Source organism: Furfurilactobacillus curtus, from assembly GCF_054657915.1.
The window spans coordinates 1,036,733-1,053,369 of the sequence record NZ_BAAHXU010000001.1 but is presented as its reverse complement, the minus strand read 5'-3'; the positions used below and the strand labels follow the sequence as shown (position 1 = coordinate 1,053,369).

Sequence of the window (16,637 nt, the reverse complement as noted above, 5' to 3'; positions counted from 1 at the left end):
TAAGCGCAAATTAAGAGTGCTACTAAATTTCGATTTTTGAATTTAGTAGCACTTTTTTTAATGGATATAATGAATTTGTGGCTCGGTGATGTTATTCTATAAAGGTACAATATTAGTTATTTCATAGATGCATTGTTCGTTTGGAGAAGTACTCAAGTGGCTGAAGAGGTGCCCCTGCTAAGGGTATAGACCGTGAAAGCGGTGCGAGAGTTCGAATCTCTCCTTCTCCGTTCAAAGAGAATCAAGCTGAATTATCAAATCCGGCTTGATTTTTTTTGCGTTTATCAACTCACAACGCAAGCTTTGTCAGCTTTAATGTGTCTGGTCCGAGCCCTAAGTGTAGTTGAGGACAATGGAAAAACCAGTGACGCTATTTTTTAAGGCGCTTACCATAAACATGGATGACCACGATATTCGGACTAAAATTTATCATTTGGCGTGTAAATAGCCTTTTTTTGCTTTAACATCGTTCGTAATCGAAACAATGTCTAACAAATAAAATGCTTTTACCTATTTATTAAATTCAAAAACTATAATATCATTAAGATGTTAACACTAAATCAATTACTCGGGTTGATCTGCGCTGGGCTGTTATCGAAATCGGAGTCGTCAACCCGTTAACTTTGATGATGTTTTTCACGAATTAAGTGAAAGAGGAAAGTAAAAATGAAAAATTATCTAGAAAAAAAGCACTTACATAGACAGAGCAAAATAACCAACTTTAGACGATGGAAATCTGGTAAGCAGTGGTTGTACGCGGCAAGTATTTTAACTTTAATGGCCGGTGGGGCCGCCGTTGAGCAGATTGAAACAACGAGTGTGCATGCTGATACGATTTCGACGACTCAATCAAGTGTTGCTTCTTCATCAGTGGCAATTAATAATCTTTCAAATAGCAGCGCAACAACTAGTCAAGCGAGTGTTGCCGTTAGCTCGGCGATAATAAGTTCTGATCCCGTTAGTTCGATGGAGTCAGGCACAGCAATTACGAGGTCTTCAGCAGCTACGGTAGCGGAGGTTAGCAGTTCGGCCGTGGAAAGCTCAGCGACTGCGGTCAACGTTTCTTCAACGGCACCCAGTCAAGTTAGCACAAGTGAGGCGGCTTTAAACAATAACGAGCCTGCTTTAAGTCAGTCCATATCACAAGTTGCTAGTTCAGGCCAAACCAGTGTACTCGACACGCCAATTAGCCAAGCGGATATCGCCTTGGCAACCGTAAGTAGTACGGCTACAGCAACTTCTAGCGCCGTTAGTTCGACCTCAGTAGTTGCCCCCGATCTTAGCGGTGTTGTAGCAGGAATTGGTGCTGCTTATAATGAGACGCTTAGCGGTGTGATTACGCAACTTATCGGAAGTGCTGGCGTTAGCAATGCTGTGACGTTATTAACTAATGTCATTTCACAAGCGGGATCATTTTTTAGCAGCGTTCCAGGGATTAGCAATGTGGTGACGGTTGCTAATGGTGTTTTAAATGGCGTTACTCAAGCGATCAACCTTGCAAATGGTTTAGGAATTGATCCCAGTGGGCTAGTGGTTACAGCAATCACCAATGGCATGAATGGGTTAGGGCAAGCGGCTCTGACAGCGCTGACTCCAATAATTAATAACATTCCAGTCATTGGATCAGGATTACTGTCGGTCGTTAAGCCGATTCTATCGAATCTATCTAACGTCAGTCCATCATTAGTCGTGTCTACCTTAGCCAGTGCTACTGGTCTAGGTGGTGTGTTGTCAACAGTTTCAAATATTGCAGCTAGTGTAGCACCACAAGTTATTAACGCCGTTCAAGGTGTCTTGAATACGGCCGTCAATGTGATTAATGGAGTGAAGGGTTTCATCAACAATGCTATGAATGTAGTAGCCCCAATCCTTCAACCAATTGAAAATGTTATTAATGGATTGATTGCGCCAATTCAAACAGTCTTATCTAATATTATATCTTCAATTAAAAATGCAATTTTTCCCAATACTTCATCTAACGCTACGACAAGTTCAAGCTCAGCAACGAATTCTAGCTCCAGTGCAACGACGAGTTCTAGTTCATCTGCAACATCTAGTAGTTCGGCTGTTTCAGTAAAGCCAGCTTTAGTTACAAAAGCAACGACCATTCGTCAAGGTAGTAGTTGGAATGCCTTACAAAATTTCGTGAGTGCTACAGGATCTAATGGACAAAAAGTCTCATTAAGTGAGATCACAATGCAGGGAACGATTGATCCACAAGTTCCGGGGCTGTACTATATCATGTTTCAATTTGCGGATCCTGTTACTAAGGCAATCATTCAAAATATGGCTGCCGTCACGGTTCAAGCGATCGACCCAGTAGCAGAAAGCTCGGCCGCAAGTGAGGTGGCACTTGCAAGCTCAGCCGTGGCACAAGACATCGTTGCGGTCAGTGCAGCAACAAGTGCTATCAACGCGTTACCACATTCAACAAGTAATCTAACCTCATTATTCCCATCAACGAGTAATTATCCAAGTTCACAAGTTGTATATTTATCGGCCGCTAGTTCGGCAGCCACGCCAGATGTGAGCGTCCTTGGCAGTGATGTGATGCAGTACGTTAATGAATTACGCTCAGCTAACGGACAGCCAGCTTTAACGTATTCAAGCAGTGAAGCCGCATTTGCTCAAACCCGGGCGCAACAAATTGTGACTGATTTTAGTCATGATAAATCTAATGGATCAACGGAAGACATCGGCGGTAGTCGCGGCATCACGGATCAAATGCAATCGCCACAAGAAATGGCTTACTTTATTGTCATGGATTGGTACGATGAGTCTGATAACCCAGAAGCAGTCGGAAATGGCCATTATGGTCACCGTGCCAATTTATTATTTGGAGGCCCAACTATGGGTGTGGGTTTTGTTAGAAGTACTGATCCGACCACTACATTTACTGATTATTACAGTTTTGAAGCGCCAGCTTATCAAGACGTCACGCTATATAACCAGGCGGAGGCGATGGCAAATGCCAAGAGCAATCCATCGACGATCCCCCTACCAAATATCACCTTTGTCTATGTTGATTCACCTGATTTTGATCTGTTGTACAACAAATTAACTCAGTTACAGCAACAACTAGCTAGTGATCAGGCCGCTTTGGCAGCCGCACAGAACAAATTATTGACGGTGTAATTTGTAAAACAGACTTTGTTGACAAAGACGAGTTCAGAAAAGTTTGGTTCAACATCCAATTTAAGATAAAGGACACTTTGCGGAGTGTTCTTTTTTTGTATACAGACTGATCCTAATGGATTTAGTGTTGTCGAAATTTTAAAAAAGCAGCGAATGACATTCAGTCGACTTTATCTTATTGCAAAACAATGATCTGACGACAGTCCTCCACAGCAGATAGTGAATGATTGGCTCAAGCTTGGCACAGTTCAGACTGTTCAACGTAAGGATTTATAACACGATTATTTATGAATAATGTTATAAACGAAAAATATACAAAAGAAAAATATAACTTTAAAAATACTTTATAAAGAATATAATTAAAATTAAGTGTTTATCAATTAGGTTGTTATCAATTGATAAATATAAACATCATAGCAATAGCTAAAAAGCAATAAAAAAAGATGTCTGAGGGGAGCAATACAATGAATTCAGAGACACACTTTAAAATGTATAAAGCCAAAAAAAGATGGCTAGTTGCCGGAATGGCAGCTGCAGCATTCTACTTGGCGGGGCCTACTGTAACTCAAGCGAAGGCGGACGCTCCTGAACAAGATCAAGCAGCGACATCATCGGCGGCAACAGCTAGTGATCAGTCAGCTCTGATCGCAACTTCAAATGCTACTAATAGTAGTGCAATGGCTAACTCAAATTCCGTAAACCCTGCAACTATCAGCAATTCGTCGACAAATGATAGCAGTGTGAGCCAATCGGATAACGCCGCGGTTGTAACAACAAGTAATGCAATTGCAACGGATCAACTCAGTGACGCGGCAACGATGGTGGCGAGTTCATCGGTGGATAGCTCGTCGTCGGCTAGCGGATCATCCCAAAATGTATCAGTTAGTTCAGTAGCAAATGCTACACCAACTAGGGCGTTGGTAACTATGGCTCCGACGGCTAGCGATGCAACGATTGGTGAAACGGCTGCTTTGACGGATATTACTAGTGAGTTTAGTAATCAAGAACCTGAAGGTGGTCAAGGTGTTGGTGCCAATGTCTTGGCAAATTTAACCGCTAATTATCAGGGTGCAGATTTTATAAACTTGACCGCACCACAACAGTCTGCTTATGCACAAACTTTGAGTGTCTATGCAGCGGGGATTAAAGCGGCGGAGAGTGATTTGATGACCTCAACGGCAGCCGGTTTTGCAGGGAACTATGCTGGTGTTACACCAACTGAGCAAAGTACAGGACTTAGCGTAGAAGGTCTAACAAGTCGCTTTGAACAAGTGAATGGCAATCTTAATCAAGCGTTTACATATGGCTATAATTTTGCTGCTTTTGGTGATCGTTATTTAAGCTCAACATTTGGTAATGTTGATGCTATTTCACCGAAAGATCTCGGTTACTATGGAATTGCCCTTGAGATACGCCAATTTTTAAGCAATCTCACGACTAATGTGTCGTATCAAGATGGTCCCAATCTTAATCTGAATTTGCAAAATCCAGTCGCATACCCGATGCCAAATGGGTTGGCTGATCGAACCCAGTTATTCAATAAAGTTCTGGCCCAACTAACACCAATTTATGTGGCTGGTGGTGAAGATGGTGTTCGAATAACAGCCGAAAATGCTTCACCTGTCGCCTTTGCTGACTACGCCGCCGCTAATTCAACTCAAGCTAGTGTTAAATTATTGGGCCTTGATTATGCATCAGGTATTTATACGGCTGCACAAACTTCTTTTGAAAATGATCGGATGAGTATCTATCCGATCATTGAAGCGGATGCCGAGGCAGATGTTCAAGCTGGGTTAACTGAATTTTCTGATAATTCTTGGTCTGATGTCTTGATCAAATGGGCGGCAAATGCAGCTAATAATCCGCTCTCGGTGACGATTCTAAGAACAATTGGATCGGAAATGGTGACAGTCGGTCGACAGGTATTTAGCGATTTAATTAGTACGGCAAAAACAGCGTATAGTGATTCAACAAGTTTTAACATCTTAACTAACAAGATCTCAATAGCTAATCCCTATGCTGATCAAAATGAGCTTAATACAATGTACCAAGACATTTTGGCCGTCATGCTTGGCAGAATTAAAAAAGTTGCAGCTTTGACTGATCCAACCGGCTTAACGGAAATTCAACAACAAGCCATTAATTCCGTTGAAAGCTTATCAGCACAACAAAATTTGGGCGCGGATCAGTTAGGGACCGGTACGACTTATGAACCGAATTGGTTCCCATATTATAAAGCCAATATTAATTCTGGTTTAGCCACAGAATTTGCTGGTGATCTATCAACCTTAGCTGCAATCGGACAGAATGCTTATACAGACGCGTTAGGTACTCGGCCGGCGTCAACTCCTACTACAACAGGCAGTCAACCGCATACCACCATTGGGGCCTGGGATGACGGCGTTCTATTTGCCGAACAACAGCTCAACCCACTAGCACTTGATGCAAACAGCGCCTTAGCAACTGATCCGACAACTTATGCCAGCTTTGCTGATGTTTTGGCTGCTTATAAGGGTACCGATTATGATTACACGAGTGTCGTTAAAGCGGCTTACAATTTCCAGCGCTCAAAATTAGGTCAATTGGATCTGAACTATGTGCGTAAGTTAGATGGCCAATCGATGATAATCGATGGCAAAGGTAGTGTCGATCTATGGGGCTTTGTACCAGATACGCTGTCTGTCAACAGTGATGGACAATCAGTTGAATTTACCAATGGCACGACTCAGACGAAGACAGCGTTGGATTTACCACCGGTTGACGGTGTGGTTTACACAGCCATTCCTTCAGATGCCGATAATCCAGCAGCTCAGTTATCTGGCAATCGGACAGCTACTGGTTATTACGCAAACGTTAAGACCATTAATTCAACGTTATGGTTAAAAGCAGCCAATACATTAGCTAAGGTGACGGTACTAGGAGACTTGACGAAAGGGCAATTGACGCTAACTGTAAGTCAAATCACTGCTCAACCAACTTTTGCAACGAATGGTACAACACAGACAACTGGCTCCCAAGTCTTTGATTGGACTTCGGCGACCTTGCCAGCCGGGTGGACCTTTGCTAACGGTAATTTGACTTACAGTGGTGAAATTTTGAATCCACAGGGCACGACGTTAAATTTGATCGATAAAGTCGGGGATACATTAACAGTGACGATTGGCTTTACCAACACGCAGACCGCAATTTTTAATTTTGTCGATGCGACAGACAATAACCAGTCAATCAATTCATTGACCAATGTGCCAACGGATGCTGATCGAACTGTTAGTGGCACGTTCAATCAACCAGTCGTGCCAACATTTAACAATGGTGCAACGTTGCAAGAGATTGTTAATCAGTTAACGGCTCTGCATTATCATTTAGTGACTGATTTAACTAGTCTGCCATTGACCTATGATGAAGATGATCAAACAACCCAATCCTTTACGATTGCCTTTGTTCATGATCAGACTGTTGTGACGCCCGATAATCCTAGTCAACCAGGACAGCCAATCGACCCAGCTAATCCGAATGGACCAAAGTGGCCAAGTGGAACTGACTTAGCCTCATTACAAACGATTGGCCAACGAACAATTACCTATGTTGACGCCAATACGTTAGATCCGATCAAAGTTGCACAGACCAATAATGGTGAAGTGGTTCAAAAAGTTACTTTTGATCGGCACGCTGTTGTGGATGAAGTGACCGGGACAATCCTTGGCTATGACACCAATGGTGATGGGGCAGTTGACGTTGAACCAGACAATGGCAATCAGGCTTGGCTACCAAAGACCGGTACGTATGCGGCAGTAACGAGCCCGGACTTAAGTGAATATGGCCTGATTAATCCTCACGACATCACCTCACCAACGCCCACTGGTTTACCTAATGTGCCAAGTGCTACCGCGATGCCAAATGATCAGTTATCGGTGACGATCGCTTACGATCATCAGTTAGTACCAGTAACGCCAGGTCAACATTTGGTTCCTGGTGATCCGATTAATCCTGATAATCCTAATCAACCAGTGTGGCCTGCTGGGGTTGCTGACAGTAACTTGACCAAAACCGTGACGCGGACGATTCATTACGTTGACGCTAACGATCCAAGTAAGTCAGTGGCGCCTGATGTAATTTCAAGTGTGAGTTACAACCGGACAGCGGTTGTTGATGCTGTGACTGGCCAACTATTAGGTTATGCACCTGATCCAACTACCGGCAAGCCAACGCAAACGGCCAGTGATGGCGGCTGGGAATTAGCCAGTGCTAGTGACACACTTGGCGCAGTATTATCACCCGATTTAACTAGCCAAGGGTATTCAGCGCCCGATCAAGCGATCGTTGCAGACCAAGTGATTATGCCAGACTATTCAGGCGCTGATCAATTTGCGGTGACAGTTATGTATGCACATGGTACGGTCCCAGTAACACCAACTCAGCCAGGCCAACCAGGGCAACCTCTTGATCCTCAGAATCCTGATGGACCAAAATGGCCTACTGGTACTGCTGCTACTGATTTAAGTCAAATTTCAACTCGGACGATTAACTACTTTGACCGGCAAACGGGTGCAGTGGTGGCTAAACAAGTGCAACAACAAGTAAGCTACTCGCGAACCGCAATTGTGGATCAAGTCACTGGCGCATTGTTAGGTTATGATACCGTTGGCAATGGACAGGTGACGACCACTGATGCCAACCAGGCGTGGGTATTAACCAGCCCTGATGATACTTTTGCGGCTGAAGTTTCGCCTGATTTAACGGCAGCGGGTTATCTACCTGCTTCACTGAGTCAAGTCGCTGCGCTCAAAGTGACGCCAGATAATGGCGGTCAAAGTCAGGTGGTCAATGTGTATTATGATCACGCAACGACGCCAGTCACCCCTAACCAACCACAACAACCTGGTCAACCAATCGATCCCGCTAATCCCGATGGACCAAAATGGCCGGCTGGGACAGATATTAACTCACTGACCAAGACGGTTACGCGAACCATTAACTATTTAGATCAACAGACTAATGCTGTAGTGGCCCCTGCGATTAACCAAGCCGTGACCTTGACCCGCACCGCGATTGTGGATCGAGCAACCGGGGTCTTATTGGGTTATGATCTAGATGGGAATGGTACCGTTGACACAACGGATGGGACAGCAGCTTGGCAACCGAGTGGATCTGCTGTGTTGGCAGCTGAGACCTCACCAGACTTAACGAGCCATGGTTACCAACCGGCAACGCTTAAACAAGTCCCAGCTCAAACCATCACTGGTGACTATGACGGTAACAGCAACTTAGTGGTGAATGTCTATTATGCGCACCAGTTGCAACCTGTTACACCGCAACAACCAGGTGTACCCGGTCAACCAATTAATCCGAACAATCCAAATGGACCAAAATGGCCAACCGGAACGGACGCTGATTCACTAAGCCAGACGATCACGCGAACGATTAACTATCTTGATAAGCAGATTAATGCGGTGGTTTCACCGCAGGTTAATCAGGCCGTTACTTTAACGCGTACGGCGATTGTCGACCAAGTTACCGGTAATATTGTCGGCTATGACACGACCGGCGACGGTAATGCCAATGTGACTGATGCTGCACAAGCGTGGGTCATTAAGGGTACGGATCAATTAGCTGCGGTAACCTCACCAGATTTAAGCGATTTAGGCTATCAATTAGCCAATCCGACTGTAGTAGCCGCTCAAACGATTGCAACCACCTATACAGGTACACCGCAGATTACAGTGAACGTCTACTATGATCACCAAACGACGACTGCGACGCCAGCCCAGCCGGGCGTACCAGGCCAGCCAATTAATCCCGATGAGCCAAATGGGCCAAAGTGGCCAGTAGGAACGGATCAGGCGGATTTAAGCAAAACTGTGACTCGTACGATTAACTATTTGGATCGACAGACAGGTCATTCAGTCGCTACCGCAGTGACCCAACAGGTAACTTTTGTACGTACTGCAATTATTGACAAGGTAACTGGTGCGTTGTTAGGTTATGACACCACTGGTGACGGCCAAGTCGATACGTCCGATGCAGATGAAGCTTGGCGGATCGAAGGATCTAACCAATTAGCCACGGTAGTTTCACCGGATCTCGTTGCTGATGGCTATCAGGCCGCTGATCCACAAAGTGTGAATGCATTGACACTAACGAATAGCTACAGTGGTGATCCGGCCATGATTGTGAATGTTTATTATGACCACGCAACACTGCCGGTAACGCCAACTACCCCAGGTCAGCCTGGTCAACCAATTAATCCGAATGAGCCAAATGGGCCAAAATGGCCAGCAGGAACGGATCAGGCGGATTTAAGCAAAACTGTGACTCGTACGATTAACTATTTGGATCGACAGACAGGTCATTCAGTCGCTACCGCAGTGACCCAACAGGTAACTTTTGTACGTACTGCAATTATTGACAAGGTAACTGGTGCGTTGTTAGGTTATGACACCATTGGCGACGGCCAAGTCGATACGACCGATGCAGATGAAGCTTGGCGGATCGAAGGATCTAACCAATTAGCCGCGGTAGTTTCACCGGATCTCATTGCTGATGGCTATCAGACTGCTGATCCACAAAGTGTGAATGCATTGACACTAACGAATAGCTACAGTGGTGATGCAACTATGGTTGTGAATGTTTATTATGACCACGCAACACTGCCAGTGACTCCAACAACACCAGGTCAGCCTGGTCAACCAATTAATCCGAATGAGCCAAATGGGCCAAAGTGGCCAGCAGAGACTGCTGCTAGCGATTTAAGCGAGACAGTAACGCGAACAATTAACTATTTGGATCAACAAACCGGACAAGTTGTATCTACGCCGGTTGTTCAACAGGTCAGTTATGACCGGACGGCGATTATTGATCAGGTTACTGGGCAACTTTTGGGTTATGATACGACTGGTGACGGAAAAGTGGATACGACAGATGGCCAGCAAGCATGGGTAAGCGTCGGAGCGACTCTTCTAGCCGCAGTGACTTCACCAGATTTAAGTGCTCAAGGTTATCAATCAGCTACACTTAAGCAAGTCGCGGCTCAAATGATTTCGGCAAATTACAAAGGAGAGATGAATCTCGTTGTGAATGTTTATTATGATCACGCAACCACTTCAGTAACGCCATTCTGGCCGGAACAGCCCGGTCAGCCAATTGACCCAGCGCAACCTAATGGACCAAAGTGGCCACAAGGCACAGCTGCTGATGATTTAACGCAGACGGTTACGCGAACCATCAACTATCTCGACCGGCAAACCGATTTGCCACTGGCTACACCAGTCGTGCAAACGGTCAGTTACCGTCGAACGGCCATTGTTGATCGGGTTACTGGACAGTTACTTGGTTATGACATCAATGGTGACGGACAGGTAGATACAGATGATGGGACTACTGCCTGGCAGGCGGACGGTTCAACTGAATTGGTGGCCGTAGTTTCACCAAACTTACAAAGTCTCGGGTATTCGGTAGCTAGTCAGTATATGGTCGATGAATTACCAATTCCAGCTGATTATCGTGGAGCGCGTCAATTAACTGTCAACGTGTATTATGATCATCAGGTGGTATCCACGACTCCAACTCACCCTGGCAACCCCGGTGAACCAATCAATCCGGCCGATCCAAACGGACCAAAGTGGCCAGCAGAGACCAGTCCTGATCAATTGACAAAGACGATTACACGGACGATCACTTATTTGAATCGGTCAACAGGCACTCCGGTAGCAACCCCAGTGGTTCAGACGGTCACTTATCATCGAACCGCGTTAGTTGATGCCGTGACTGGGCAATTACTTGGCTACGACATCGATGGGGATGGGATGGTTGATACGACAGACGCATTAAATGCTTGGGTCGTTGATGGAACGGATGTCTTAGGGACGGTTACTTCACCACAATTAGATGGTTTTGGTGAACCTTCCCTACCAGTTATCGGTGAAAAGGTCATTCCTGGTTCATACAATGGTGATCGAGCAATGCATGTGATTGTCTACTACACACCATTAACTCAGCCGGTTAACCCAGTTGAACCGACTCAACCAAGTGAACCAACAACACCGGTTGAACCGACTCAACCAAGTGAACCAACAACACCGGTTGAACCGACTCAACCAAGTGAACCAACAACACCGGTTGAACCGACTCAACCAAGTGAACCAACAACACCGGTTGAACCGACTCAACCAAGTGAACCAACAACACCAGTTGAACCGACTCAACCAAGTCGACCAAACAAACCAACGACACCAGTTGAACCGACTCAACCAAATCAACCAAGTGAATCAATCACCCCAGTTGAGTCAAGTGTTCCTGTTGAAGCAGTACCGGTTCAAACGAGAATGCAACGGTTTAATCACCAACCGCAACCAACTGCACCACAACGTGCCAGCTTACCGAAGACAGATGCGCAACGGCATGGCTTATTAACAACGTTATGGTTAGCAGTGCTTAGCTTATTCGGTCTGGGTAGTTTGCGGAGAAAAAAGAACGTTAAGTAATTTGTTTTTAAGGCTTAAACGTGTTACCAAAAAGACGTCGACTTATGCCGGCGTCTTTTTGGTAACATAAGACTTGAGGGAAAGTGTCTTTCCATATGATTAACTAAAATCTTAAAAGATAGTCTTTTTCGTGAATGTACAGTATTATTATGTACAGAATTTAACGCCAATGGTGTTTATAAGGGAGACAGAATTTGATTAGGAAAATAATTCGCGGGTTGCTGCTTTTAATTTGTCTCGGATCCCTCGGCTACATTGGGTATCAATACAACTGGCTCAACGTGCGTAGTAACGTGACACGGTATCAGACCACGCATCAAGTCGCTAAATTAAGCCACAGCAAGGTTAGCCAAGGGACACGTCAGCGTATTGAACGCCAAATCATGCGACAAACGCAATCTGATCAAGACTTAACTAAACAAGGATTTGTCAGCATTCCTAACGTTGGCATCTTGCAACCAATCTTTAATGACGCGTATTCAGATAAAGGCTTAGCAGCTGGGGCTAACTATGCGAATCGAAGCGCTGTTGATCCAGATGGCAAGACGGTTCCTGTCATGGGTCAAGGTAACTATGGCTTGGCCAGTCACAACTTTAATGACGGTAAAACGGGTTTTAGTGCGTTACAAGATAAGTTAAATGAAGACGCGCCATATTTAGTCAACGGTAAATTAAAGGGTAGCAATTGGTTAAAGGGCAAGATGTTGTATTTGGCCAATGACAAGGGGATCTACGCCTATAAGATTGGTCGGCAAACGTTGGTTAATGAAGATGACGTTAGTGTCTTGAATCCAACCAAGAAACCAGTCGTGACGATCATCAGCTGTCTGTTTCCCAGCACGCAGTATCGTATTATCACGAATGCCAAACTGACGAAGACCTATACGTGGCAGAAAGCGCCGGCCAAAGTGGTTAATCTATTTGACCTTGAGAAGCAAAATACCAATGTTCACGCCAGTTGGTTTAATCCTGGCACTGAGGAAGGTGCTAACGGGGACGCTGGTGGCAGTAAATAATTAAATCATGCTCTACGAATCATCGTGTCGATCAATTTGGTCGGCACTTTTTTTGTGGATTAACTGCTCCAACGACCAATTTTGTAGGTATCGGTCAAGCTGTTTTATGAAATAACATTATTTGACGAGCGACCTAACAGTGGACGTCGGGGAGGATTACAAGTGACAAGAGAATTGGCAAAGAGCATTCTAAGTGATTCATTTAATAGAATTGATTAGGCGCAAAAAAGCTGCCTCTCAGATTTGAGAAGCAGCTTTATTATTTCTAGTTGGGGTCAATGATTAGTGACGGCGCCGGTAGAAGCTCAGTGTAAACAGGGAAGTCAAGAAGAGTCCGATGCCAACCAAGATGGAGGTCTTTCGTGACTGTTGTCGGCCAGTATCAGGCGTTTTTTCAGCAGCCGGCTTTGATAATGATGAAGCGTTTTTATTCGCTGCCGGTGTTGACTTGCGATTGGTTGTAGCCAGTAAGTCTTCAGTGAGGCCAGTGCTTGGTGATTGGACCGTGTTCGCAGTTGCAGTACCGGTTCCACTTGGATCTGCTGGCGCGGTCGGATGCTCAGGACTTGTTGGATCAGTTGGACGGCTTGGGTCAGTCGGACCCTCTGGATCAATCGGATTAGTTGGATCTTCGGGCTCCTCAGGATTACCAGGTTCCGGATCAGCCTGTGCGTAAACGTAAATGACGGTTTGCTCATTAGCAGTAAATTCCCCGTTGGCATTGGCTGGTTTTTTCACCAATTGATAGCCTGGAAGCGGCGATGTGGTATAAGCGTCGCCGACGATACCGCTAGTCCGGTAATCGTGAATGAGGCTACCATCTTCATATTGGTGAATAACGTGAACTTGTCCCAATTGAACAGGTGGTTGTGGGTCTGGATCACCGTTACGGTAGACATAAGTTACCGTTTGCGGTTGATTCGTGTACTGTCCCTTTGCATTAGTAGGTTGAGTTACTAATGATAATCCAGCAATTGGTTCAGTTTGATAAGCTTCGCCCACCGGACCAGCCAATTCGTAACTGTGGATTAACGTACCATCTTCATATTGATGATTAACGGTAACTTGTCCCAGTTGAACTGGTGGCTGTGGATCTTCTGGCTTTTCATAGATGTAGGTGACTTGGATTGTCCCATCAATAAATTTACCAGTTGCATTAGCTGGTTGTCCATTGGCAGTTAAAGTGTAATCTGGCAATGGTTCCGTTAGGTAATCCTGGCCGACTGCTCCGGCCATTGAATATTCAGTGATTTTAGTGCCATCCTCATATTGATGGACCACGTTAACCGTTCCATTCGTCACCGGCGGCTCTGGATCAACATCCTTGTATTCGTAGACAATGGTTTGCGTCTCAGATGCGTAAGTTCCGTTCGCATTGTCCGGTGTGCTAATTAAGTCATAACCAGCTAAAGGTTCTGTCTTGTAGCTAGCGCCTACGACATCCGAAGAAGTGTATTCAGCGATAACTTCGCCGTTTTGATAACGATGAATGACGTGAATGGAACCGATCTCAACAGGCGGTGTTTCCCTTACATACGTGTAGGTCACCGTTTGCGACTCCGAGGTAAAGGTACCATTAGCATTGTCTGGATAACCATCGTCGGCCAACTTATAACCGGTCAATTGTTTAGTCGTATAGGCGGTTGCTACATCACCGGTTAGGTCTTCGGTTGAAATGGTTTCGCCATCCTCATATTGGTGAACGACGTGGACGGTTCCTTTTTCAACTGGATCTGGTGTCTTGGTATAAACGTAAGTCACCGTTTGTGGATCAGAGGTAAAGGTACCGTTGGCATTTTCGGGTTGACCATTTTCAGCTAATTGATAGTTCTCTAAAGGCTTAGTATTATATGGTTCACCAATGTCGCCAGTTAACGTTGCTTCATCAATTTTAGTGCCATCTTCATATTGGTGAACGACGTGGACGGTTCCTTTTTCAACTGGATCTGGTGTTTTGGTATAAACGTAAGTCACCGTTTGTGGATCAGAGGTAAAGGTACCGTTGGCATTTTCGGGTTGACCATTTTCAGCTAATTGATAGTCCTCTAAAGGCTTAGTATTATATGGTTCACCAATGTCGCCAGTTAACGTTGCTTCATCAATTTTAGTGCCATCTTCATATTGGTGAACGACATGGACGGTTCCTTTTTCAACTGGATCTGGTGTCTTGGTATACAAAATGTAAACGTCGCGTTCTTCTTTTTCAAAGAAGCCGGTTGCCTGGCTCTGATCGTAAATTTCATAGCCATCGATATCCTCGACATCGGCTGAATACTCATCGCCAGCAATACCAGTCAACCGCTTAGATGCAATGAGGTCAACGTCTTGTCGGTCTTTGTCCACGTAATGAACGGTGACAGCAGATGCTTGTGGGATTTCATCGTAGTAGTAGATCAGTGTTAAGGTAGGTGTGGATAAAGTACCCTGTTCAATGGGGTAATCCACGAGTTGATAGCCAGGGACTGATTTGCGTAAGTCAGTGATGTTGTATTGAGTGGATAGGGGAACCTCAAGAGTCTCAGGAGTAGCTACTTCTTCGTTAGTTTGTCGGTTACGATATTCAACGGTAATTTTTCCGTACTCAATTGGGTCATTTTGTTCATAATAGTATTTTAAAACAGTGGGTCCTGTTATTTCTGGACTTGCGTAAATGCCAGTTTCGGTTGTAGGACGTTCAACAAGATGCCATCCAGGAATTGCTTTGGGGGTATCAATGTAAGGACTGGTCCAAGTTTCACCTACAAAATCGCTCATTTCCTCTTCACTAGTTAATTGAATATCAGTTCCTTGTTTGAGGAATTGCATTCGCACGACATTACGTAGGCTATCTGGATCGCGAAGATAGTAATAAGTGATTGTTTTGACATTTTCGGAATCAAAAATTTCAGTGGCATTATCTGGTAGACGTGATTCATCCAATTTGTACCCTGAAACAACGGCTGGTTTTGAAATGTATTCTTCGCCATCTTCGCCGATAGCTTCAGTCATTGGTGAGACTTCTCGCTCATTTCCTGAGGACGGATCAACATAGACGTATTTAACGTTAATCTTTGCAGGGGCTTCATTGTCTGGTGTATAAGACATTTTAGTGAATTTGACTTGCTGCAAATTACTCATCGCACCGGTACTGGCTGCAATTGTGAAAGCTTTAGCAACGTCGGGCTCCGAGACGGTCTTCGTCCAAGTGTGAGCACCATAGGTAATTGTCAGTTGATTTCCAGCGGCAGTATAGGTCATTTTGAAATTCTGGAATTGGCCATTCATTTCTGTATCTGGGATTGCTTGTGCTTGGTTGAAGTCATAGCTTGGGTTACCGCTAGCGTCGGTTTGAACCCAGGCACCATACTGATTGGCTTTATCGATTCTTAAGTCAGCTGGCCAACCGAAGAAGTGAGATTCATCGTTTGAATTAGGATCTGGAGCACTATAGTCATTGAAAAAGGTATCCAATTTTAAACCAAAGGTATTCGGTAAGTTCATACCTAATAAAGCGCCATAATTTCCGATTGCTGATGGCTCACCAGCATGAAAGAAGAAGGCGATACCATCCGCGCCACTTGGACCAACTTTTGAACCCAAATCAACGGCGCCTTCAAAGGTGAAGTCTTTGGTAAAGTCTACTTTGTCCTTTAAGAACATGCTGCCTTTTTGTTGTGTTTTATCGGGGGTTAAGGTGACGACACCATTATTATAAGTAGCATTTGATTGGAGCCCAAAGTGATCCAAAAAATTTTCAGGCGTCACTTCGACAATGGATTTGCTTGCCTGATTAGAAATTTCTTGGCTAGTAGCTTGTTGTTTTGACAAAATTAATTCGTTTAACACAGAACTTGTCTTGGGCTTAAAGATCTGAGCGTGTGGCTGCTTATCGGTTTTGTCAGCACTAACAATTAGGGCTGGCATACCCGTTAAGCAGCTACCTGCTACTAATGGCAAAGTGGCAGCTAAAATCGTCTTTTTCATGTAGGCACCTCCACGGTGTTGGCATAATATTATCCTTTTTATA

General features: G+C 44.7%; 4 protein-coding genes and 1 tRNA gene. 4 read left to right on the top strand and 1 reads right to left on the bottom strand.

Going from position 1 to position 16,637, the window contains the following annotated elements:
- Positions 1-142: 142 nt before the first annotated feature.
- From ACYQ0Y_RS05220 to ACYQ0Y_RS05205, 4 genes are all read left to right on the top strand, one after another.
- Positions 143-230, top strand: a tRNA-Ser gene (locus tag ACYQ0Y_RS05220).
- Between the two features lie 436 nt (positions 231-666).
- The gene (locus ACYQ0Y_RS05215; RefSeq protein WP_407884930.1) at positions 667-3,135 is read left to right on the top strand and encodes a CAP domain-containing protein; all 2,469 of its coding nucleotides are present in this window, start codon (positions 667-669) and stop codon (positions 3,133-3,135) included.
- A 464-nt stretch (positions 3,136-3,599) separates the two neighbouring features.
- On the top strand, positions 3,600-11,615 hold the full coding sequence (locus ACYQ0Y_RS05210; protein WP_459935459.1) for a mucin-binding protein: 8,016 nt from the start codon (positions 3,600-3,602) through the stop codon (positions 11,613-11,615).
- 194 nt (positions 11,616-11,809) lie between these two features.
- On the top strand, positions 11,810-12,631 hold the full coding sequence (locus tag ACYQ0Y_RS05205) for a class A sortase (RefSeq protein WP_407884969.1): 822 nt from the start codon (positions 11,810-11,812) through the stop codon (positions 12,629-12,631).
- A 282-nt stretch (positions 12,632-12,913) separates the two neighbouring features.
- Here ACYQ0Y_RS05205 and ACYQ0Y_RS05200 read toward each other — a convergent pair whose 3' ends face one another.
- Positions 12,914-16,594 carry a MucBP domain-containing protein gene (locus tag ACYQ0Y_RS05200; protein ID WP_407884967.1) on the bottom strand — a complete coding sequence of 1,227 codons (3,681 nt, stop codon included), beginning with the start codon at positions 16,592-16,594 and terminating at the stop codon, positions 12,914-12,916.
- Between the last annotated feature and the right edge of the window lie 43 nt (positions 16,595-16,637).